Below are 23,351 nucleotides of genomic sequence, written 5' to 3'. Positions count from 1 at the left end.
CATGGGCGAAACATCCCCCGACAACAAGGCATTCATCCGTTCCGCCCAAACGAAGGAAAAAGGACAGCGCTATAAGCTCACTTCCGCCTTCGCCAACGCCGGGCGCGGCCTCATCGACGCGGTTCGCAGCGAACGTAACCTGCGCATCGACGTATGCATGGCCGTGGTTGCGATAGCGCTCGGCTTCGCGTTGCGCATCGATACCCCTTCATGGCTTGCCGTTATCATATGCGTCGGCATGATGTTCGCGCTTGAAACGGTTAACACGGCCATCGAGGCCGTGGTCGACCTTGCAAGCCCCGGGTACCATGAACTTGCTCGCCGGGCGAAGGACTACGCGGCGGGTGCTGCGCTTGCGGGCGCTTTTGCCTCCCTTGTGGTCGGCTGCATCGTCTTCATTCCACCCTTGCTCGCCCTGATAGCATTGTAAACAACCTTTTGAACCTAGGAGTCTTATGGACCTCGACGCATATTTCGGACATGCCGCGCCCCCTTCGGGCGAAGGCTTCAAATCCGGCTTCGTCACGTTGATCGGCCGCCCCAATGCGGGAAAATCCACCCTGCTCAATACCATTATGGGCAAGAAAATTGCCATCACCTCGAACACAGCCCAGACCACGCGTCATCGCTTCCGCGCGGTCTACACGCGCGACGACATGCAGATGATCATCGTGGACACCCCGGGCTTGCACAAGCCCCACGATGCGCTTGGCGAGGAACTCAACACCTCGGCGCTCAAGGCGCTCGAAGACGTCGACGTCATCGCCATGCTCATCGATGCCAGCAAGCCTGTCGGCCGTGGCGACGAGTGGGTTGCCACTCAGCTTGACGGCCCGCATTGCAAACACGCGAAGAAGATCTGCGTCCTGTCCAAGGGCGACTTGGTCACCACCGAGCAAATGCACGAGCAGGCCGAGGCTGCCAAGAAGTTGGCGAACTGGGATGCCATGGTGGGGCTTTCCTCCGAATCCGGCTACAACGTGGATGCCTTCATTGAAGAGGTGCAGTGCTTCCTGCCCGAGGGGCCGGCATGGTTCCCCGCGGATATGGAAACCGACCAGCCCATCGAGGTCATCGTCGCCGAGTTCATCCGCGAGAAGATCCTCCGAACGTTCCGTGATGAGATCCCTCACTCCATCGGCGTCACCATCGAACACATGGAGTACGAAAAGAAGAAGGACCTCAATCGTATCCTGGCCCGTATTTATGTGGAGCGCGATTCCCAGAAGGGCATTATCATCGGTAAGGGCGGTAGCGCCATCAAGCGCATCGGCCAGGAGGCCCGAGAAGACCTCGAGCAGCTGCTCGGCACGCGCGTGTACCTTGACCTCATGGTGAAGGTCAAGAAGAACTGGCGTCGCGACGCCACGCAAATCCGCCGATTCGGATACGGCGAGGGCTTGTAGCAGGTTGTTTTCAGGTTTATTAGTTATTTTGCGATTGAGGTGCCAAGTGGCACCTCAATCCTGTTTTTCGGTACAATTTACGGGAATTCATACTGTAAGCACGCGCAAGGGAGTTTCAAGCATGATCTGTCCTTCTTGCCACACGGAAAATCGCGATGGCGCGAAGTTCTGCGACGAGTGCGGGGCCAAGCTGCCTCGTGCCGCCTTCGAGCAGATCGAAGGCGCGGAACCTGCCCAAGCGTCTGACTTGACGGATAGCGAAGATATTATCGAGGATATCGCTGACTGCGATACGCAAGACCCTGCCCTTGATGGCGATGGGGAAGAAGCGCAACAGCATGATGAAACCGATGATTCCGATGACATCGACGAATCCGATGATGCATCCTCTCCCGATGAGGCGATCGCGGATGATGACGTCACGGATAGCGCAACGCAAGAGGACTTAGATGCGCAGCAAAGCGCTTCCGAAGGCGGTAAAGCATTCGATCAGGATGGCGTCGATAGCACCGAAAAGGACGAAGCTGCAGAAGACGATGTGATGCATCAGCGCACGCACGTGCTCGATCTTCCCGATATCCGCAATCTCGCCTTCGAGTCCGAGAAAACCCAAACGCTTGGTCCCAAACCTGCTTCTCCGGCCATCAAATCGGGTTGGGAGCCTGATTTGTCCGGCTTCGACGAGTTCCTCGTGTATCCCGGATATGTGCCGCCGAAGGCAGCCTGGCATTCGGGCGACACCATGCAGATGCCGCGCATCACCGATGCCGATTTGTCGCAGCAGAAGGATTTCATCGCGCCCGACCCCAACAAGAAGAAGCGCGACCGCAAGAAGAAGAAAGCCGAGAAGGCCAAGGCTTGCGAGTCTCAGCAGCAAAACATTGGGCACACTAAGGAAGCTGAGCAGCCTGCAGCCAAGCCCGAGAAGCAGCAGCCCCAGCACGCCGAAACAGAAGCCAAGCCCGTCGTTTCCAAAACGAAGCCGAAAGACGATAAGAAGCCGGAATCGAAGAGCAAACGCGTTCACGGTTCGAAGATTGCCGTCGTCGTCGCGTTGGTGCTGGTCCTTGCGGCGGGAGCCGCTGCTGGCGTCACGTATCAAATGGAGATGTGGGGCGGGAAGGTCGTGCCCGACGTCACGGGCATGACGCAGGCAGACGCTACGTATATGTTGCAGAACAAGGGCTTCACGGTCCGCTCCACTACCGTTCCCTCTGATTCCACCGAAGGCCTTGTCCTGCTCATGGACCCAGGCGCCGGCGCACGCCAAGATGAGGGCGCCGAGGTCGTCATCCATGTGTCCACCTCGCGTACCGTTCCCAAAGTGGTCGGCTCCAGTCAGGACAGCGCCTTGAAGGCCCTTTCGGACAATGGGTTCGAACATGTCGATGTGCAGCTTGAGCGCTCTGACGAGCCGGAGGGCACCGTCCTTTCCGTCAACCCCGAGGAGGGCCAGAAGGCGAAGGCGTCCACCGGCATCACGCTCAAGGTGGCGCAGGCCTACACCGTGCCCGATGTTTCGGGCATGAGCTATAACGAGGCCGTGCAGGCGATCAAGGATGCAGGGCTGTCCTCTACGGCGGTATACGTGTACAGCGAAACCGCAAGCGAAGGGGCCATCATGGGCGTCGAGCCCGCTGCGGGTTCGAAGGTCCCCTCCGATACGGTCGTCGTCGTCTCGCTTGCGAAGTCCCGCGCCAGCGAGCTGACCGCCGCTGCGCGCTCGTATCTGGCCTCGACCACGCTGACCGCATCGGATGGGTCGTCGTTTGCCGTGTCCTCGGTCGATAGCGTCTCCTATCAGGGCAACGACACGGTGGCTTTCACCGCATCGGGCAAGGCTTCCAAGTCGGTTACGGTTCTGGGGCAGACCATATCGATTGCAGGGGATTCGAAGCAGGTTTCGGGCACCGTAACCTTCGACTCCTCGAACAACGTCGCGTCGGTTTCGTTCAAATAGCTCGTGGCGCAAAGCACCTACAACGCCCGCGTGCTCGTCCTGCGCAAGACCAAGCTGGGGGAGTCGGATCTTATCCTGTCCCTGCTTGCGCAGGACGGCTCGCAGATCAGAGCCGTTGCGAAAGGGGCTCGAAAGCCTACCAGCCAGTTCAGCTCCCGGCTTGAGCTGTATTCGCAGGCAGATGTGCTCCTAGCGCAAGGGCGTACGCTCGACATCGTTAAGGAAGCTCGTTTGATTGCCGGCAACGCCGCGCTGCGTGAAAGTATGGAGCTTGCCGCCTGCGCGGCTCCTATCGTCGAGCTGCTCGATCGCATCACGCAGCCAGGTCTCGAAGTTCCGAAACTGTTCCCGCTCACGCAAACGGCTCTTGATGTGCTGGCCTCATCCGGTCCCGCGCATGCCCCTGCCATGTGCGCAGCTTGGCTGCTCAAGGCGTTCGCGTTCCTGGGCATCCGTCCTTCCCTTGATCGGTGTTGCGTTTGCGGCGAGCCGTTGGCCTGCGACGTGGAGGGCCTTGCCCATCGAACCATAGCGTTCTCGTGCAGCGAGGGCGGCGTGGTATGCGATGCGTGCCGCGTGTCCGACGTTGCCGGCCTTGCTCCGGAAACGCTTTCCTGGGCAATCGCGCTGCTGGGCATGCGCTTTTCGGATATCGTATCGATCAAGGTCGATCAATCCTGCGTCTTCGACACGCTACGTCTTTGCCAGACTTGGGCGCAGGTACACGCCTCCATTCGCCTGAAGTCGCTGAATTTCCTGTTCACCTGCGGATTGTTTTAGGTGCTTGTCACGTACAAGGGCAAACCCGCATGCCGCTATGGCATACTTGCACCATCCAAGAGAGAGGAAACGTATATGTACACCTATCGAACCCGGGGCGTATGCTCGCGTGAGATCCACGTCGATCTTGACGGCGATACCATCAAGCACGTGGATTTCGTCGGCGGCTGCGACGGCAATCTCAAGGCTATCGGCAAACTCGTCAACGGCAAGAGCGTCGAGGACGTCGCCGCCGTGCTCGAGGGCAATACCTGCGGTCGTCGTTCCACCAGCTGCGCCGACCAGCTTGTCCACGCGCTGCGCGAAGCCCGTCAGGCGCAATAAGCGCAGGTAGCTAAGATGTGCGCAAGCTGTGCAGGTCGGTATATCAGGCTTGCGCGCAAGCGGTCGGTCATCGTATTCTTGACCAGTTGCCATATCGGCAGCCACTTTCAGCTTGGTCCCCATCTTGCATGGATCCCAGCGGAAAGCAAGTAGAGCGCAGCAACAGCTGCACGGAAGGCGGGCAAGTCCCGCAGGAAAGGTGGAGTTAGCATGCCTAGCAAACTCAGCATCACGAAAGAGCGCACCGCAGAGCTGGTCGCCGAGTTCGGCGCCAACGAGCATGACACCGGCAACCCGGACGTGCAGGTCGCCATCCTGTCCGAGCGTATCCGCAACCTCACCGAGCACCTGAAGACCCACAAGAAGGATAACCATTCCCGCCGTGGCCTGATGATGCTCATCGGTAAGCGTCGTGGTCTGCTCAAGTACATCAAGGAGCGCGACATCGAGCGTTACCGTGCCCTCATCAAGAAGCTCGGCATCCGCGACAACATCTAGTCAACGAAAGCCCGCGCAGCGCTGCGCGGGCTTTTGCATAGCGGTCGGGTACGCAAGGGCGTGCCTGCTCGCGGCAAGCGGGAAACGTGAGTACCCCTGGCCGAAGAAGCTTGTCCGCACTACGGCGGTCAAGGAATAGAGAAGGAAAGAACACCACATGGAAAAGATCGTCGAGTCCTTCGAGCTGTACGGCAAGACCTACCGCTTCGAAACGGGCGAGCTGGCCAAGCAGGCTACCGGCGCTGTCCTGGTCACGCAGGGCGAGACCACCGTGCTCGTCACGGCCGTCATCTCCAAGGAGGAGAAGAACTACGACTTCTTCCCGCTTACCGTCGATTTCATGGAGAAGATGTACTCCGTCGGGCGCATCCCCGGCGGTTACCTCAAGCGTGAGGCGCGTCCGTCCGAGAAGGGCACGCTGACCGCCCGCATGATCGACCGTCCCATCCGCCCCGGCTTCGTCGACGGCTTCAAGCGTGAGGTGCACATCGTCGCCACCACGCTCGTGTGCGATGGCAAGAACGCTCCCGACTGCATCTGCGTCGGCGGCGCTTCGGCAGCCCTTATGATCGGCAGCGCTCCGTTCGACGGCCCGGCCGCTTGTGTGCGCATCGCTCACAACCCCGAGACCGACGAGTTCATCGTGAACCCCACCTACGAGGAGCAGGAGACCTCCGATCTGGAGCTGACCATCGCAGGTACCGCCGACTACATCTCCATGGTCGAGGCTGGCGCCAACGAGGTTTCCGAGGATCTTATGCTGCGCGCTATGGACTTCGGCCAGCAGGCCATCGCGAAGTTCTGCGAAGCCCAGCAGCGCTTCCTCGATCGTTGCGACATCACCCCGGTCGAGTGGCCTATCCACGTTGCCGACCCATCCATCGACGAGCGCATCTCCCCGTTCTTCGACGAGATGTCCCAAGCTCTGAGCGATGCCGATAAGCAGGCTCGCATGGGCAAGGTCGAGGAGCTCAAGGCTCGCATCAAGGAAGAGTCCTTCAACGAGGAAGAGCTTGCCGCTTGGGGCTCCGACATTGCCGCTGCCTTGAAGGCGCTTGAGAAGAAGGCCATGCGCGCCATGGTCATCGAAACCGGTGAGCGCGCCGACGGCCGCCGCGCCGACGAGATCCGTCCGCTGCACATCGTGCCCGGTTATCTGCCGCGCGTCCACGGCTCCGGTCTGTTCCAGCGCGGCCAGACCCAGGCACTTTCCATCGCCACGCTCGGCATGCTCAACGAGTGGCAGCGTCTTGACACCATCGACCCGGCCGAGGGCAAGCGCTATATGCACCAGTACAACTTCCCGCCGTACTGCACCGGCGAGACGGGTCGCATGGGCGCCCCGAAGCGCCGCGAGGTCGGCCATGGTGCGCTGGCTGAGCGCGCTCTTCTGCCGGTGATCCCCTCTGAAGACGAGTTCCCCTACGCCATCCGCGTGGTTTCCGAGATCCTGGAGTCCAACGGCTCCTCGTCCATGGCTTCCACCTGCGGTTCCACGCTGGCGCTGATGGATGCGGGCGTTCCGATCAAGGCCCCGGTCTCCGGTATCGCCATGGGTCTTATTAAGGAAGGCGACGACATCGTCATCCTTTCCGACATCCAGGGCATCGAGGACTTCCTCGGCGATATGGACTTCAAGGTCTGCGGTACCGAGAAGGGCATCACCGCTTTGCAGATGGACAATAAGGCCAAGGGCCTGTCCACCGAGATCCTCGGCCGTGCGCTCAAGCAGGCCCACGAAGGCCGTGCACACATCCTGAAGGCCATGCTCGCCGAGCTGCCCGAGCCGCGTGCAAGCCTGCGCGACACTGCTCCGCGCATCGAGACCATCCATATCCCGGTTGACAAGATCCGCGACGTCATCGGCTCCGGTGGCAAGGTCGTGCGCGGCATCCAGGACGAAACCGGCGCGCAGATCGACATCCAGGAAGATGGCACCATCCATATCGCTGCCATCGAGGGTCCGGCCGGCGAAGCTGCCAAGGCCATGATCCTCGGCATCGTCAAGGAGCCCGAGGTCGGCGAGATCTTCGAGGGCGAGGTCGTCGGCATCAAGGACTTCGGCGCCTTCGTCAAGCTCACCCCCGGCAAGGACGGCCTGCTGCACATCTCCCGTGTGGCAAACGGTCGCGTCGGCTCGGTCGAGGACGTGCTGAAGCTCGGCGACACCGTCAAGGTCCAGGTTCTCGAGATCGACCCCAAGACGGGCAAGATCTCGCTCGATCGTCTGGACAAGCCGGAGGCTCCCGAAGGCAGCGCACCTGCTCCGCGCGAGCATCGCGGGCATGAGCGTCACGAACGCCATGAGGGAGGCAAGCGCGAAGGCGGCCAGCGTGACGTGCGCCCGGGTCGCGCCAACCGCACCCCTCGTCGCCGTCATGAGTCCCAATAAGCCTTATATGCGATAGGTATCGATGGCGGCCGCCCTTAGGCCGCCATCTTTTCTAAGGAGGAGCTTCAACATGATCAACGTTGCCGTTTCCGGTTTTGCCGGACGTATGGGTTCAGCCGTGGTCGATGCCGTCACCGCTGCCGATGATATGCAGGTGACCTGCGGAATCGACCCGCATGGCTCTTCGAAGGTTTTCGCAGTGTATGAAACGGTCGAGCAGGCCGTGCATGCCGGCGGGTTCGATGTGCTCGTCGATTTCACGCAGCCTTCCGTCGTCGAGGGCAATCTTCGCGTCGCCCTTGCGGCGGGCGTCGATTGCGTGGTGGGCACCACGGGTCTTGCCAACGACAAGCTCGAGGAGCTTGCCGCCCTTGCCCCCGAGGGAACCTGCTTGTTCTATGCTCCGAACTTCACCACTGGCGCCGTGCTCATGATGCAGTTCGCAAAAGCCGCCGCGCCGTTCTTCCCCGAAGCGGAAGTGCTCGAGTTCCACCACTGCAATAAGAAGGACGCCCCTTCCGGAACCGCCGTGCGCACGGCGCAGGTCATCTCCGAGGCACGCGATGGCCGTCAAAGCGCAGCGCCCGGCAAAGAAACCGAGATCGCAGGTTGCGAAGGTGCCCGCGGTGCGCTGGTGGAAGGCGTGCCCGTGCATTCCGTTCGCTCCATGGGATATGTGGCTAGCCAGGAAGTGGTGTTCGGCTCCATGGGCCAGACCCTTACCATCCGTCACGATTCCTGGGATCGCACCTCGTATATGCCCGGCGTGCTACTGGGCATCCGAAGCGTCGGCGAGCGAGAGGGGCTCATCGTCGGGCTTGAGAACTTCATGGCATAGGCGTTTACCGAGGCAATCCGTTGCCGTTTACGGCGGTAATTATTACCTAGACGGCAACAATTGTTTCTTGAGCGTGACAATTTAATGACTTCACGGCGCCCTTCGGGGTGCCGTGGCATAATATGGCAAAGTTGCATTTTGCGATTCAGGTGCATGGTGATTATCCATGCTTGTACAGAAAGGTGCCAACGATGGGAAATCCTCGTTTCGGCCGCATGATCCCGGCCATGGTCACGCCCATGAAGGACAATCTCGATCTCGATCTCGATCGTGCTCAGGAGCTTGCTGACCGTTTGGTAAAGGGCGGCGCCGACTCGCTGATCATCAACGGCACCACGGGCGAATCTCCCACGGTGTTCTATCCGGACAAGATCGAGCTGTTCAAGGCCGTAGTAGCTGCGGTCGATGGCCGTATCCCGGTCATCGCCAACGTCGGCGACAACTGCACGGCTGACACGGTCGGCTTCGCGAACGATGTTGCCAAACTTGGCGTTGACGGCTTCATGTGCGTCGTGCCGTACTACAACAAGCCTCCGCAAGAGGGCTTGTATCAGCATTTCAGCACCATTGCGGGTTCGGTCGAGCTGCCGATCATCCTGTACAACATCCCGGGACGTTGCGCGGTGAACATGACCGCGGAAACCTCGCTGCGTCTTGCGCATGATCTGGATAACGTGGTTGCCATCAAGGAAGCTTCCGGAAACTTCGATCAGGTGAAGGCCATCGTAGAGGGCGCGCCCGAGGGTTTCTGCGTATACTCCGGCGACGATTCGGCAACCTTGGACATTATGAAACTGGGTGGCGTGGGCGTTATCTCCACCATCGGAAACGTTGCTCCTGCTCGAATGAAGGAGATCGTGGAGCTGTGCGCAGCCGGCAAGTGGGAAGAAGCCGCTGCTGCGAACGAACGTCTCATGCCCCTCACGGAAGGGCTGTTCAAGACAGCGAACCCCATCCTGGTCAAAGAGGCACTGAAATTGGCCGGTTTCCCGGTAGGCGGAGTGCGCCTGCCGCTGGTCGATGCCACTGCCGAGCAGTCCGCCGAGCTTGAGCGCACCATGCGCGAGGTCGGCGTCCTGTAGCCAGGATACGCAGCAGGGCCGCTTCAATCCATGCGGCCCTGCTGTATGTTGGCAGTAAGGAAATCAATACATGGATCAAAACGAACAGCGTTCAAAGCGCAATGGTGGTGTGCGCCCTGAGAACAGCGGCAAAAGCACGCAAACGGTCAAGCACGTCAAGCTTGACCTCGAGCGCCCCAAGCTTACGAAAGAGGGCAACACCGAACAAACCCGCAAGCGCCCGCGCTCCCGCAAGCGCTCCTTCGATTCCACGAAAAAAGATCGTGGCGCTACGCTGAAGATCATCCCGCTCGGTGGCTTGGATGCCATCGGCAAGAACATGACCGTGTTCGAATGCAAGGGCGACATGGTGCTTGACGATGCGGGCCTTATGTTCCCCGACGATAACCATCCCGGCGTCGACCTTATCCTGCCTGATTACACTTATGTGCTGCAGCATGCCGACAAGCTGCGCGGTATCGTGATCACGCACGGCCATGAGGACCATACGGGTTCCTTGCCTTACCTTATCAAGGACTTGGATCGTCAGGTGCCTATTTATGGTACGAAGATGACGTTGGGCCTTATCGAGGGCAAGTTCAAAGAGCATCGGATCAAAAACGCCAAGCTCGTGGAGATCAAACCGGGCGACAAGGTAAACCTCGGCTGCATCACGGCCGAGTTCTTCGCGGTGAACCACTCCATCCCTGGTGCTGTGGGCGTCTTTTTCCGTAGCCCCGCGGGCAACGTGCTGCATACGGGGGACTTCAAGCTCGATCAAACTCCCATCGACGGAGTGCATACCGATTTCGGTGCGCTTGCGCGGTTTGCGGATGAGGGCGTAGACCTGATGATGTCCGACTCCACGAACGCCACCAACCCCAACTTCACCCCCAGCGAGGCGGAAGTGGGCAAGGAGCTTCAGCGCATCATCGCCCAGGCGAAGGGGCGCGTCATCATCGCATCGTTCGCCAGCCATATCCATCGTCTGCAGCAGATCTGCGATGCGGCCGTGGCAAACGGGCGCAAGGTGGTCGTCACCGGACGCTCCATGGTGCAGAACACCGATATCGCACGCAAGCTGGGGTATCTGAAGATCTCCGATCAGGACATCATCGATGCGTACGATCTGAAGGGCATCCCGCCCGAGCAGGTGGTCATTATGTGCACGGGCAGCCAAGGCGAGCCGCTGTCGGCTCTTGCCCGTATCGCCGCAGGCGAGCATAAGACCATCGATATGGAAGCGGGAGACACCGTCATCATCTCCGCAACGCCGGTTCCCGGCAACGAGAAGGCTGTTACGAAGGTGGTCAACTCGTTGGCGAAGATCGGCGCCGATGTGTACGACAAGTCCCGCGGCCGCGTGCACGTCTCCGGCCACGCTTCGGCCGAGGAGCTGAAGATCATGCTGACCATCGTGCAGCCCAAGGCGTTCATGCCCGTGCACGGCGAGGCCACGCATCTTCGCGCCCATGCCCGTTTGGCGGAAGCCGTCGGCGTTCCCGCTGAAAACGTCTTCATTTGCGAGAACGGCGAAAGCCTTGAGCTTTCCACGAAGGGCGTCAAGCATGGCGAGGTCGTGCAATCCGGCATCGTGCTCGTCGACGGCCTGTCGGTCGGCGATACCTCCGAGCAGGTGCTTGAGGAGCGCACTGCGCTTTCCGCGCAGGGCTTCGCCGTCATCGCAGCGGCGGTTTCCGGCCGCAAGAAGGCTGTTGCCGGCAACGTGCAAGTCGAGATGCACGGCATCACCGGCGGCGACGACGGGTACCTGGTCCAAGACTGCGAGAAGTGTGTCAAAAACGCGCTGACCCGGGCGTTGTCCAAGGGCGCTTCGGGCAAGGAACTGAAAAAAGCCGCCCGCGACGCCTTGCTTTCCCTGCTTTGGGAGCGCACGAAAACCCGTCCCATGACGGTGGTGAACCTGCTGGACATCTAGCATCGCCGCAAACACTGATCTGTTCACGAGCACCTGCGTTGCATTGCGCGCAGGTGCTCGCTTGCTCGCACAACTGTTGAAACGCTTAAGCACGAAAGGGGAGGGCGTGGCCCGAACTTCCTCGAACAAATCAACCGCATCCAAAAAAACCGACGCTGGTAAGGCCAAAGCGGCAAGCCCAGCGCAGAAACGCGCTGCCAAACAGGCCGCCTCGGCTCCCGCTCAACCGCAGATCCTCGATGAGCGAACCAAGCGCGACATCACCGGTGTTGCCGTAACGTTGCTGGGCATCGTTTTGTTCGTCGCCGCCGTCGTTCCCACCGATGCGCTCATCACCTCCTTCGTGTCCCAGCTTTTGCACCTGTGCTTGGGCATCGGCGCGTACCTGCTGCCGTTTTTCCTGGTTGCAATCGGGGCAAGCTGTCTCGTGCGCATCGACAAGGAGGGCGTCCCCCTGCGCGTTTCAGTGGGTTTGGCCATGTTGTTCGTTGCGGTGCTTTCCCTGTTGGCGCTGTTCACGCCCGAAGCCGCCCCTGACGCAACGGATAACCTGTTCTTGGCCAATCAGCTTTCCGCGCGCGGGGGCTATATCGGTGCTGGCATCGCATGGTGCGGCCTTACGTTGTTCGGCAAGGTAATATCGGCCATCGTGTTGTTCGGCCTTGCAATCGCCGGGTTGATCGTCATCGGGTTCTCTATATCCAGCATCGTGGAGAAGCTGCGCGCGCTGGCTGCAGCTCGAGAAGAAGCCGACGAGCGCGAGCATGGCGTGGTCCCGCCGCCAGCCTTCGCCAGGGTTTCCCGTCCGAAGGCGAAAGCCGTCGACGAAGCCGAGCTTGCTGAGCTTGAAACCGCTAAAACCCAAACGCTCAAGCAGTCTGCGCCTTCGAATCGCCGACACGGCAGCGCCGTCGCAACCGCGGCGGACAACGCTGCTCGCAAGGACGCGAACAACGCACCTGAAACTATCACGCGTAAACTGGGACGCCGCAAGCCTATCGAGCGTGCTGCTGCGCCGACCATGCCCAAAAAGCCTTCGAAGGCGGCCACACCGGTTGCCACTCCACGCCCCGAGCAGGGTTTCGAGCTTCCGCCGTTCGATCTTCTTGCCACGTCAACCGATCCCGAAAAGGACCTGGCGACCGATTCGGAGCTTCAGGAAACCGGCGCCTGCCTGCAGGAAACGCTTGAAGACTTCAATATCATGGCCAAGGTGGTGGGCTGGGTTGCCGGTCCTACGGTCACCTTGTTCAAAGTGGACCTTCCGGCAGGCGTGCGCGTCAGCCGCGTCACTGCGCTTGAAGACGATATCGCGCTCGCGCTGGCCGCGCCCGGCGTGCGCATCTTCGCGCCCATTCCCGGTACCAATTACGTCGGCATCGAGGTGCCTAACCGTACTCGCCAGACGGTACTGCTCGGCGACGTCATCAAGGACGCAGCCCCCGGTCCTTTGCAGATCGCTATCGGCAAGGACGTTGAAGGCCACTGCATCGTTTCCGACCTTGCGAAGATGCCCCATCTGCTTATCGGCGGCACAACCGGTTCCGGCAAGTCGGTTTCCATCAACGCCATGATTATGTCCATCCTTATGCGGGCAACCCCGTCCGAGGTGCGTTTCATCATGATCGACCCGAAGCGCGTCGAGTTCACGCCCTATAACGGCATCCCGCATCTGTACGTTCCCGTTGTCACCGAGCCCAAGGAAGCGGCAAGCGCTTTGAGCTGGGGTGTTGCGGAAATGGAACGGCGTTTGAAGGTGTTTTCGAAGGTCGGCGCACGAAACATCGGCCAGTACAACGCCAAGGTGCAGGCGGCTCAGGCTGAAGCGAAGGCCGCTCAGGAAGCAGGGGAGGAGCTGCCCGAAAACGATCTTGGCGACGAGCTGCCCTATATCGTTATCATCATCGACGAGCTTGCCGACCTTATGATGAACGTCGGCAAGGAGGTAGAGTTCTCCATTAGCCGCATCGCCCAATTGGCGCGCGCTGCCGGCATTCACCTGATCGTTGCCACTCAGCGTCCCTCCACCAACGTAGTCACGGGCCTTATCAAGGCTAACATCACGAACCGCATCGCCTTCAACGTAGCAAGCGGTATCGATAGCCGCGTTATCTTGGATACGCCGGGTGCGGAAAACCTTATCGGCCTGGGCGACCTGCTCCTGAGCAAGCCGGAGTACGCAAAGCCTATGCGTATCCAGGGCTGTTACGTATCCGAGGACGAGATTAACGCGGTTGTGGAGAAGTTGCGCAGTCAGGGTGAGCCAGAGTATCATTCCGAGATCTTATCCACCAATCTAATCACGTTGGGGTCGTGCCCCTCGGATGCTAGCGGCGGCACGTGCGCCGATGATGACCCGCTCATCTGGGAGGCGGCCGAGTTGGTGGTCTCCAGCGGATTGGGTTCCACGTCCAATATCCAGCGTCGCCTCAAAGTGGGATACTCCCGCGCTGGGCGTATAATGGATATGTTGGAAGATAAGGGCGTCGTCGGTCCTCCGAACGGCAGCAAGCCCAGAGAAGTACTCGTCGATGCCATGGAGCTTGAAACGCTCAAAGCGTTCGAGCAACATGACGGCGACAATCAATAAGGAGAAGGCATGGGCCAGGTTTCATTCGGCACCGTATTGCGCGAAGCGCGCGAGCGGAAGGGCTACGACGTGCAGTCGGCCGCTCGTCGGCTGCGCATCCGCCCCGACATCCTCCGCGCCCTTGAGAATAATGATTTTTCCCGTTTGCCCGCGCGCGGCTATACGCGCAACATGGTGAACGCATATGCGAAGCTGGTCGGTCTCAATCCTGCCGACATCACGCGTATGTATCTCGACGACGCATACGCTTATCAGGTTGGTCGCACCCGTGGCGAATCTGATTCGCCGGCGCATGTTTCGGGTCGTAGGTCGGTGTCGCGCGGCGACGGGCGTCATGATGGTCGTGGGCAAAGCTCACAGCGCTCTTCGCGTTACGGCGACGAGCGTTCCGGCGACGGTCGTCGCTCGCAGCGCGTCCAACGAGGGCAGCGCCAGGGCGCGCAGCGTATGCCGCGTCGCGAGCAGCAGCCGCAACGCGAATATCGCGAGTCGCTTGCTTCGCGAGCGGCACGCGCCGAGAACGAAAGCCGTCGCTCCAACCATTTCGGCGGCGCTGTCACCACGCAGTTCACCAACTTTTATTCCGGTTCGCAGAACAATGCCGGTCGCGGGATGCAGGCGCGATTGCCCTATGTCGCGGTCATCGTGATCATCTTGCTGCTGCTCGTCATCATCGTGGCGCTTGCGTTCGGAAATCGCGGTGCCGCCTCCACGCAGGATGTGGCGAAGGTCCCCATTACCGGCGTCACCGATACTTCGGCGGATGGCTCAGGCGTTAGCCAGGAAAGCTCCAACAACAGCAACGGCGGCAACAACGGCAACGATTCGGAATCCAAGGCATCTTCAACGGAAACCGTGCCTACGAGCGTAAAGGTGGAGTACAAGTTGGCAAAGGGCCAGGAGGCTTATGTCGTCATCACTCAGGATGGACAGGCGACCAATCAGATGCTCACTGGACCGTTTGATGAAACGGTCGATGTTTCCGGTACCTGGAGCTTGGCCACCTGGGTTTCCTCCGGCTTTACCGTCACCATGGACGGCAAAGAGGTTGAATTCACCAGCGATGTGGCCACGGGCATGCCCACGGCCACAGTGAACTTCAAGGATTACCTTGCCTCTTGGGCGAAAGACCATCCTGACGTGAAGGTCGAGGGACTTGATAGCTCCAGCACCTCCTCGAGCAACACCGGGTCTACCTCGTCTACTTCGAATTCAGCATCAAGCGGTGTCTCGTCGCAGTCGGCTACCGGCACCGGTTCGTCGGTCGGTTCTTCGACGACGTCGACGGGAACCGGGTCGACCAGCACCTCGGGGACCGGTTCGGCCACGACGAGCGGTACCGGATCTGGCACAACGGGAACCCAGTACTCGTCATCAACGTATTCGTCTTACTAGTTGAAAGGCAAACATCATGGCCAAGGAATCTAGCTTCGATGTAGTGTCCACCGTCGATATGCAGGAAATCGACAATGCATATCAGCAAGCGAAGAAGGAGCTGACGCAGCGCTACGACCTGAAAGGCTCCGGCGCCGAGCTATCGCTCGACAAGCAGAAGAAGACCATCACGGTGGCGGCTCCTGCCGATTTCGTAGCTCGCCAGGTGATCGATATCATGGGCAGCAAGCTCATCAAGCGAGGTATCGATCTGGCCGCCGTCAAATGGAGCGACCCTCAAGCGGCAACCGGTCAAAGCGTGCGTCAGACGGCAACCATCGTCGAAGGCATCGACAAGGAAACGGCCGGCAAGATCAACAAGGACATCAAGGCGCAAAAGCTCAAGGTGAAGGTCACCATCGAAGGTGATAAGCTACGTGTTTCCTCCGCTTCCCGCGACACGCTTCAAGAGGTTATCGCGTTCTTGAAAGGCCAGGATTACGGCCAGCCGCTCCAGTACGTTAACTATCGCTAAGGATTTCCGTGGAAACCGAAAACGTGTTTGAAATCGAGACCCCTCGCATCGCGTTCGTCACCATGGGCTGCGCGAAAAACGAGGTAGATACCCAGCGCATGCAATCGCAGCTCAGCCGTTGCGGCTTTGTAATCGAGCAAGATCCTGAAGCCGCCGATGCCGTGGTGGTGAACACCTGCTCGTTCATCCAAAGCGCCACCGAGGAAAGCCTTGAAGCCATCTTCGAAGTTGCGGGCATGCCCAACGTGGCTGCGGGCGCTGCGCTCATCGTCGCCGGCTGCATGCCTGCTCGTTACGGGCAAGATCTGGAATCCGAGCTTTCCGAGGCCTCCGCATTCGTTCCGTGCAGCAAGGAAGACGATATCGTTCAGGTTATCGCCCAGGCGCTCGACATCGATGAGGCGCACCTGGAGCGCATGAAGGCCGCCATGCTCGGAGCCGTGCCTGAAGGCGCGATCGCAATCAATGGCTCGCGTGCCGTTTCGGCTTACGTGAAGATCTCGGATGGATGCGACCGCTTCTGCTCTTATTGCACCATTCCCTATATTCGCGGCAAGTATCACAGCTTCGACTACGAAACCGTACACGCGGATGTAGCCGATCGCGTGTCCGAAGGCGTTAAGGAAATCGTCCTGATCGCTCAGGATACGGGGCGCTGGGGTCAGGACTTCGAGGACGCTTCAAGCTTGGCATGGCTTGTGGGCACGCTTGCTGATGAGTTCGCCGATACCTGGTTCCGCGTCATGTACATCCAGCCCGAGGGAATCACCGACGAGCTGCTGCAAACCGTAGCCGAGCATGACAATATCTGCTCCTATTTCGACATCCCGCTTCAGCATGTTCAGCCGAGCATCCTGAAGGCCATGCATCGCAGGGGATCGCGCGAAGAGTATGAATCGCTGGTGGAGCGCATTCGCCGCATCGTCCCCGAGGTAACGCTGCGCACCACGCTTATCGCTGGTTTTCCCGGCGAAACCGAAGAGGACTTTGACGAGCTTTGCGATTTCGTTGAAGAGGGCTTTTTCGATTACATCGGCGTGTTCGCGTACTCGCGCGAAGAGGGAACCCGTGCATACGATCTGCCCGATCAGGTCGATGACGATGAGAAGACGTACCGCGCGCAACGGTTGCGCGACCTTGCGGACGATGTTTGCACACCGCTCGTCGCCTCCCGCGTCGGGAAAACCATGGACGTGCTCATCGAAGGCAGGGAAGAGGACGGTCAGCTGTTCGGCCGCGCGATGTGCCAAGCCCCCGAGGTCGATGGTGTAACCTATGTCGACAAGGGCGAACCGGGCCATATCATCCGAGTCGCTATAACCGATACGCTGCTGTATGAAATGGAAGGCGAATAGCCCATGCACAAGCTGCAAGTGGAAGCCGCGCCGCAAGCTGCTACAAACTTGTGGACCCCGGCTAACATCGTCACGCTCATCCGCATATGCTTGGTTCCCGTGTTCGTCGTCGTGCTCTTGAGCCCTTGGCCGCAATGGTTTCATCTGCCCGATTTGGCCGAACATTCCAAAAGCCTTATCGCCGCAGCCATCTTCGTGCTGATCTCTTGTACGGACTGGCTGGATGGGTATTTGGCGCGAAGCCGTGGCGAAGTCACCGACTTTGGCAAGTTCATGGATCCGCTTGCCGATAAGATTTTGGTAATGGCAGCCCTCTTGGCGTTGATCGAGCTGGGATCGCTGCCCAGTTGGGTTGCGCTTATCATCGTCGCGCGCGAGTTCATCGTTTCCGGTGTGCGCATGGTGGCGGCCAGCAAGGGCACCGTCATCTCCGCCAGCTGGTACGGTAAGTTCAAAACGGTGTTCCAGATGATCGCCATCGTTTTGTTCACCATCAAGGACAGCTACATGATGGGCACGCTCGTCGAGGCGTTTTCTGACGTGATGTGGGTGATCAGCTGGATCGTCATGGCGATCGCCTTGCTGCTCACGGTGGTGTCTATGCTCGATTACATCTCCAAGGCTCGTGAGCTTATCGGTTTGGGGCCCTCCAAGCGGGCAAAGCGCAAGCAAAAGGCTGAAAGCCCGAACGGAGAAAGCGTCGAAGAAGCGCAAGGCTCCGTTGAGGCTGCAGATATCGAGCGTCTTGCGGCCCAGGTTGTTTCCCACGCCTGCGAGCGTGGCATAACCATCGGTACCGCAGAAAGCCTTACCGGCGGCATGATCAGCGCTGCGTTGACTTCGGTTTCCGGAAGTTCCGCCGTTGTTCGAGGCGGGATAGCCAGCTATGCGACCGGCGTGAAAACCGACGTTCTCGATGTGCCCGATTCGGTTATCCAGGAATTCGGCGTGGTCAGCACGCAAGTTGCCCGCCACATGGCCCAAGGCGCACGCAAAGATCTCACTTGCAATGTGGCCGTTGCCGTTACCGGCATTGCGGGCCCGTCCGGGGCGGAACCGGGAAAGCCCGTTGGGACCGTCTGCTTCGCCTGTGCAAGCGATGCCGGTATCACGGCTCAGCGGAAGCATTTCGAGGGGGATCGCAATCAGGTTCGCATGCAAACCACCTTTGAAGCGCTGCGCATGATCGATGCAGCGGTACGCGAGCAGCAACAGGCATCTATCTAGGCTTTGTTTCTCCAACAACGGCCAAGCGTTACGCGGAAACGACGCTAACAGCAAACTTTCGAACAAGTTCACCAGATAACCTTGCAAGGTTCAGGTGAACTTGTTCGGTATATAGGGCAAGGGTTGTGCAAGAAGCGAAAGCTATGATGGCAATAGTCGTACCGATGTTTGTATTTGGTACTTGACTATGAAACAGGCGTTCGTATAATCAATAGCGTTGCAAAGCAGCGCAAAGGAAGGGTAACCAGCGCATGAACGAAGAAAAAACCAAGATGCTCAAGGTCACAACCGACCAAATCGAATCAAAGTTCGGCAAGGGCTCCATCATGAAATACGGTGATGGCGGCCATGACCTGAACATCGGCGCTATACCCACCGGCGCATTGCCGCTTGATGCCGCGTTGGGCATCGGAGGCGTTCCCCGTGGTCGAATCATCGAGGTGTACGGGCCTGAGTCCAGCGGTAAAACCACGCTTGCGCTGCAAATCCTTGCCGAGGCGCAAGCGCTCGGCGGCGTTGTGGCATTCATCGACGCCGAACATGCGCTTGATCCGGTCTATGCGGCTCGTTTGGGTGTGGATATCGATGACGTCCTCATCTCCCAGCCCGATTTTGGCGAGCAAGCGCTTGAGATCTGCGATATGCTTGTTCGCTCGGGGGCAATCGATTGCGTCGTCATCGACTCTGTTGCGGCATTGGTGCCCCGAGCCGAAATCGAGGGCGAGATCGGCGATACCACCGTCGGTCTGCAAGCAAGGCTTATGTCGCAAGCCCTTCGAAAGCTTGCAGGCTCGCTTTCGAAATCCAATACCACGTGCATCTTCATCAATCAGCTGCGTGAGAAAATCGGCGTGATGTTCGGAAACCCCGAAACCACAACGGGCGGTCGCGCTCTGAAGTTCTTCTCCAGCGTGCGAATCGACGTGCGTCGCATCGACTCCATTAAACGTGATGGCGAGATCGTCGGAAACCGTGTTCGTGCAAAGGTCGTCAAGAACAAGGTTGCACCGCCGTTTCGTCAGGCGGAGTTCGATCTTATGTACGGCGAAGGCATTTCGCGAGAAGGATGCATCGTCGATATGGCAGTTGAAGCTGGAGTCGCTAAAAAATCCGGTGCCTGGTACACGTATGGCGAAGAGCGCCTAGGACAAGGTCGCGAAGCAGCAAAGCATACTTTGAAAGAGAATCCCGATCTTCGAGAAGAACTGGAAACGAAGGTTCGAGAGGCATTTGATATCCCGATTATTACCAAAGAGCAGGAAGACTTCGACGCTGTCAATCCTGTTGCGAAGCCTAAGGGCAAGAAGTAGCCATGCTTGATGTCAAGGCGCAAAGCATTGCAAACTTGCGTGCTCAAATTAAAGCCATCGAGGAAGATTCGGGTGCGCATGGGCGTTCTGAAGCTCGATCCTCGCAATGCAACGGCAATGCTTCTCGCGCGCAAAGACCGCATCGCAGATATGGTACAGCCATCGATGCCCAGCGAAACCCTGCATCTTTGCCATGCGGGTGTTCGGTCTTGGCCAATTCCGAAAACGATAAGCAACGCTTCAGTCAGGCGAAGCAAACGGAGGAGGAACGCGATCAAGCGAATTCGGCGTTTGCGAAAATACAGCGATTGCTGTGCATCCGCGAGCATGCCAGCGCCTTGCTGTATAAGCGGCTGTTGGCAAGCGGGTATGAAGAGCATATCGCTTCGGAAGCGGTTCAAAGGGCAATCGACTGCGGACTTGTAAGCGACGAACGCTATGCAGATGTATTGGTTCGAAGCAGGCTTTCCCAAGGAAAGGGGCTTCGGGGCATAGCGTTCGAGCTTGAGCAGGCGGACATAGATCCCCATAACGTGCCCGCATATCAGGAAGCGCGGTTCCGCGATTCAGGCCCCGATGAGCTAGCCCGAGCATTAAGCTTGCTTGCCGCAAAACCGCCGAAAGCAAAACGAGTTCGTGAAGCCGCATATCGCAAGCTCGTGCAGAAAGGTTATGAAACAGATGTAGCTGCACGTGCCGCTCGTATATTCGCAGAGCAGCACGATAGCGTTGCCATCGAAACCCGTTAAATCTCGACATCTGGAAATCAAAAAGCCGGTTTCTCCTGTAGAACCGGCTTTTTTGTTCACTTGCTCTTTTCGATTTGAAGGAGAACCTTTATCATAAAAGCAAGCCTGAGCTATCGTGCCATATACGGCACTGTTGGAATATATAAACAAATGTATACGTCCACTTGTTGCGCACGTACGCTCATGCCCGGTTATGCCGGGATTTTTTATGCAATGGAACCTATGAAACCCACAGTACCCGTCCAAACTCGAAAGGGGGACAAGCATGGAATCCATTATTTGGCTTATCGTTGGCGCCGTCGTCGGCATCGCCGCCGGTTTCGTCATCAATAAATTCGTTGCCAAATCCACGGCCCAGCGTGCCGCCGACGAAGCTCATACCGTCGTCGAGGATGCAAAACGCCAGGCGGAGACTTTGCGTCGCGAAGCAGTGGTCGAAGCCAAAGACGAAGCATTGCGTCTTCGCCAGGAGGCACAGGCTGAGAACAAAGAGCGCTTGAAGGAGGTGCGTGCTGCGGAGCAACGCGTCAACCAGCGCGAAGAGTCTCTTGATCGCCGCGTCGAGTCGCTCGACACGCGTGAAAAGTCTCTAGACTCCCGAGAGCATCAGATTTCTTCTATGCAAGGTCAGCTCGACCGTCGTCAACGCGATCTTGACGAATCCGAAGTGCAGATCGGCATTCGTTTGCAGCAAGTCGCCGGCATGACCGCCGACGAGGCGAAAACCGAGCTGCTCGATACGCTTAAAGACGAAGTGGCGCATCAGTCCGCGGCCATCATCCGCGATTCCGAGGCCCGCACCAAGGCGGAGGCGGACAAGAAAGCCCGTTCCATCCTCAGCCTTGCCATTCAACGCGTTGCTGCTGACCACACGGCTGAAACCACGGTTTCCGCAATCCATATCCCCTCTGATGATCTGAAGGGTCGCATCATCGGCCGCGAAGGTCGCAACATCCGATCTTTCGAGCAGCTCACCGGCACCAACCTCATCATCGACGATACGCCGGAATGCGTCACCATCTCCTGCTTCGATCCGGTTCGCCGTGAAATCGGCCGCGTTACCATGGAGAACCTCATCGCAGACGGCCGTATCCATCCCGCTCGCATCGAGGAAATGTTCGGCAAGGCCGAGAAGCTCGTGAACCAGCGTGTGCAGGAGGCGGGCGAGCAGGCGGCCTTCGATACCGGAATCCACGATCTGCATCCGGAGCTTGTACGTACGCTTGGTCGCTTGCGTTACCGAACCTCCTATGGTCAGAACGTGCTCAACCACTCGCTTGAGGTCGCTTACCTGTCCGGCGTTATGGCCTCCGAGCTTGGCCTTGACCCTGTTCCGGCAAAGCGTGCCGGCCTTTTGCACGACCTTGGTAAAGCTGTTGACCACGAGGTTGAGGGCAGCCATGCGGTCATCGGTGCGGATCTCGCTCGTCGATTCGGCGAAAAGCCGTCCATCGTACATGCTATCGAGGCGCATCACAACGACGTCGAACCCAACAGCGTGCTCGACGTGCTTGTGCAAGCCGCCGATGCCGTTTCGGCAGCACGTCCCGGTGCTCGTAAGGAAACTCTGGATGCCTACATCAAGCGTCTGGAAAAGCTCGAGGAAATCGCTAATTCCTACAAGGGCGTGGAGCGCACTTACGCAATCCAGGCCGGCCGCGAGGTTCGCGTCATGGTGCAGCCGGAAGTGGTCGACGAGGCTCAGACCACCGTTTTGGCTCATGATATCGCCAAGCGTATCGAAGACGAGATGCAGTATCCCGGCCAGGTGAAAGTCGTTGTCATCCGCGAGAGCCGAGCTATCGGAATCGCTAAATAACGAAAGGCGTCAACTATGGGCGATGGCAACCTTGCCTCGTTTATCGAAGACGTTTGCGGAGAAGGCCACCTTCGAGTCGAAACCGATCTCGGAGGTGGCTTCGTTCGTTTACGCAGCTCGGAAGCCGAGCGTCGCCAAGCGGCGCAGGACATCCGATCTTCTGAGGACATCATTATCGAAATGCTTCGAAATGCACGCGATGCTCACGCGTCGAATATTTTCGTAGCCTGTACCCGCGAAGGGGCAACCAGACGCATCGTCATGATCGACGACGGGGACGGCGTTCCCGCGCATCTGCAACGCACGGTCTTCGAACCTCGTGTTACCTCAAAGCTTGATTCCATGCATATGGACAAATGGGGCGTACACGGGCGCGGCATGGCCCTGTATTCGATCGCCGTAAACTCTGAGTCTGCAACTATCTCCGCATCGGATTCAGGCCTTGGGTCGGCATTCGTCATTCAAACGGATTTAAACAAGCTCCCCGAGAAAACCGACCAATCAACCTTTCCAACATTCGAGCTCACCGAAGCGGGAACGGTAGCAGTGCGCGGACCGAAGAACATTCTGCGAACCGCAGGCGAATTCGCGATTGAATCTCGGGCTGCAGTCAATGTGTTCATCGGGTCCTCAACGGATATCGCGGCGACGCTGTACGCTTTCGGCCTTGGCATGCTTTCTGCACAAGACAGGCTTTCCGGCAAGGACAATCAGCAATTGCCGATATGCAAGCGTTTGTCCGCATGCTCCAGTCTTTCGGCGTTTCATCAAACCGCAGAATCTCTTGGGCTGTTGATGTCAGAACGTTCTGCTCGCCGTATTCTCGATGGTCAAATCGCACCTTTACCCCCGTTGCTGACGAAAATCAAAATCGAAGGATTGCAAACGGCCGAAGCAATCGAAAAGGAAGAGGGGAGTGCTCAAGGAAAATCCGTTTCACACCGGCAGGCAAAAGGATTAAAGCTTGCAGACGAAGATGCCGCCCGTTTCGCTCGTCGGATTTCGCAGGCATACGCAGAATTGGCCGATGCGTATTATCTCGATGCAAACATCGAGCCGCACATAAAAGTGAGCAAAGACGCCATCCGCATAACCATACCGGTTCTCATGCAGTCTTAGCGCAGGCCCTCCACATCATGTTGCGGACATATTTCGTTATAGCTACAATTTAACTTGCATTTGATTACGCCGAAA

Annotated in this window: 19 protein-coding genes; all 19 read left to right on the top strand. The window is 58.6% G+C overall.

Annotated elements, in window-relative coordinates:
• The first annotated feature begins 1 nt into the window (after position 1).
• The 19 genes from Q0G75_RS02290 (at position 2) to Q0G75_RS02200 (ending at position 23,276) form a co-directional block, all read left to right on the top strand.
• Positions 2-430 carry a diacylglycerol kinase family protein gene (locus Q0G75_RS02290; protein WP_294414699.1) on the top strand — a complete coding sequence of 143 codons (429 nt, stop codon included), beginning with the start codon at positions 2-4 and terminating at the stop codon, positions 428-430.
• Positions 431-455: 25 nt separating this feature from the next.
• Positions 456-1,406 carry a GTPase Era gene (gene era, locus Q0G75_RS02285; RefSeq protein WP_294414698.1) on the top strand — a complete coding sequence of 317 codons (951 nt, stop codon included), beginning with the start codon at positions 456-458 and terminating at the stop codon, positions 1,404-1,406.
• A gap of 121 nt (positions 1,407-1,527) precedes the next feature.
• Complete coding sequence (locus Q0G75_RS02280) at positions 1,528-3,366, top strand: PASTA domain-containing protein (RefSeq protein WP_294414697.1); 1,839 nt, start codon at positions 1,528-1,530, stop codon at positions 3,364-3,366.
• Between the two features lie 3 nt (positions 3,367-3,369).
• Positions 3,370-4,146: a DNA repair protein RecO gene (gene recO / locus Q0G75_RS02275; protein ID WP_294414696.1), complete on the top strand. Its 777-nt coding sequence runs from the start codon at positions 3,370-3,372 to the stop codon at positions 4,144-4,146.
• A 75-nt stretch (positions 4,147-4,221) separates the two neighbouring features.
• Positions 4,222-4,470, top strand: coding sequence for a TIGR03905 family TSCPD domain-containing protein (locus Q0G75_RS02270; protein ID WP_294414695.1), 249 nt, complete (start codon positions 4,222-4,224; stop codon positions 4,468-4,470).
• Positions 4,471-4,680: 210 nt separating this feature from the next.
• Positions 4,681-4,968: a 30S ribosomal protein S15 gene (gene rpsO / locus Q0G75_RS02265; RefSeq protein WP_042434157.1), complete on the top strand. Its 288-nt coding sequence runs from the start codon at positions 4,681-4,683 to the stop codon at positions 4,966-4,968.
• A 157-nt stretch (positions 4,969-5,125) separates the two neighbouring features.
• Positions 5,126-7,360 carry a polyribonucleotide nucleotidyltransferase gene (locus Q0G75_RS02260; RefSeq protein WP_294414694.1) on the top strand — a complete coding sequence of 745 codons (2,235 nt, stop codon included), beginning with the start codon at positions 5,126-5,128 and terminating at the stop codon, positions 7,358-7,360.
• 70 nt (positions 7,361-7,430) lie between these two features.
• Positions 7,431-8,198 (top strand): 4-hydroxy-tetrahydrodipicolinate reductase, encoded by a 768-nt coding sequence (gene dapB, locus Q0G75_RS02255; protein WP_294414693.1) that lies wholly within the window; start codon positions 7,431-7,433, stop codon positions 8,196-8,198.
• A gap of 191 nt (positions 8,199-8,389) precedes the next feature.
• Complete coding sequence (gene dapA / locus Q0G75_RS02250; protein ID WP_294414692.1) at positions 8,390-9,280, top strand: 4-hydroxy-tetrahydrodipicolinate synthase; 891 nt, start codon at positions 8,390-8,392, stop codon at positions 9,278-9,280.
• 70 nt (positions 9,281-9,350) lie between these two features.
• The gene (locus tag Q0G75_RS02245) at positions 9,351-11,198 is read left to right on the top strand and encodes a ribonuclease J (RefSeq protein ID WP_294414691.1); all 1,848 of its coding nucleotides are present in this window, start codon (positions 9,351-9,353) and stop codon (positions 11,196-11,198) included.
• Between the two features lie 106 nt (positions 11,199-11,304).
• Positions 11,305-13,788, top strand: a complete 2,484-nt coding sequence (locus Q0G75_RS02240; protein ID WP_294414690.1) for a DNA translocase FtsK — start codon at positions 11,305-11,307, stop codon at positions 13,786-13,788.
• A 9-nt stretch (positions 13,789-13,797) separates the two neighbouring features.
• Positions 13,798-15,183, top strand: coding sequence for a helix-turn-helix domain-containing protein (locus Q0G75_RS02235; protein ID WP_294414689.1), 1,386 nt, complete (start codon positions 13,798-13,800; stop codon positions 15,181-15,183).
• A gap of 16 nt (positions 15,184-15,199) precedes the next feature.
• Positions 15,200-15,697 (top strand): YajQ family cyclic di-GMP-binding protein, encoded by a 498-nt coding sequence (locus tag Q0G75_RS02230; protein WP_294414688.1) that lies wholly within the window; start codon positions 15,200-15,202, stop codon positions 15,695-15,697.
• 8 nt (positions 15,698-15,705) lie between these two features.
• Positions 15,706-17,052, top strand: a complete 1,347-nt coding sequence (gene rimO, locus Q0G75_RS02225; RefSeq protein WP_294414687.1) for a 30S ribosomal protein S12 methylthiotransferase RimO — start codon at positions 15,706-15,708, stop codon at positions 17,050-17,052.
• A 3-nt stretch (positions 17,053-17,055) separates the two neighbouring features.
• Positions 17,056-18,279 carry a CDP-diacylglycerol--glycerol-3-phosphate 3-phosphatidyltransferase gene (gene pgsA, locus Q0G75_RS02220; protein ID WP_294414686.1) on the top strand — a complete coding sequence of 408 codons (1,224 nt, stop codon included), beginning with the start codon at positions 17,056-17,058 and terminating at the stop codon, positions 18,277-18,279.
• Between the two features lie 251 nt (positions 18,280-18,530).
• Positions 18,531-19,589 (top strand): recombinase RecA, encoded by a 1,059-nt coding sequence (gene recA, locus Q0G75_RS02215; protein ID WP_114620798.1) that lies wholly within the window; start codon positions 18,531-18,533, stop codon positions 19,587-19,589.
• 2 nt (positions 19,590-19,591) lie between these two features.
• Positions 19,592-20,338 (top strand): regulatory protein RecX, encoded by a 747-nt coding sequence (locus tag Q0G75_RS02210; RefSeq protein ID WP_294414685.1) that lies wholly within the window; start codon positions 19,592-19,594, stop codon positions 20,336-20,338.
• A gap of 265 nt (positions 20,339-20,603) precedes the next feature.
• The gene (gene rny / locus Q0G75_RS02205; protein ID WP_294414684.1) at positions 20,604-22,157 is read left to right on the top strand and encodes a ribonuclease Y; all 1,554 of its coding nucleotides are present in this window, start codon (positions 20,604-20,606) and stop codon (positions 22,155-22,157) included.
• Positions 22,158-22,172: 15 nt separating this feature from the next.
• On the top strand, positions 22,173-23,276 hold the full coding sequence (locus Q0G75_RS02200) for an ATP-binding protein (RefSeq protein ID WP_294414683.1): 1,104 nt from the start codon (positions 22,173-22,175) through the stop codon (positions 23,274-23,276).
• Positions 23,277-23,351: the final 75 nt, after the last annotated feature.

Source organism: uncultured Senegalimassilia sp., from assembly GCF_934636665.1.
In the GTDB taxonomy this organism is placed as follows: Bacteria; Actinomycetota; Coriobacteriia; order Coriobacteriales; family Eggerthellaceae; genus Senegalimassilia.
The sequence above is the reverse complement of the archived record's forward strand: the minus strand, read 5'-3'. Positions and strand labels throughout refer to the sequence as shown.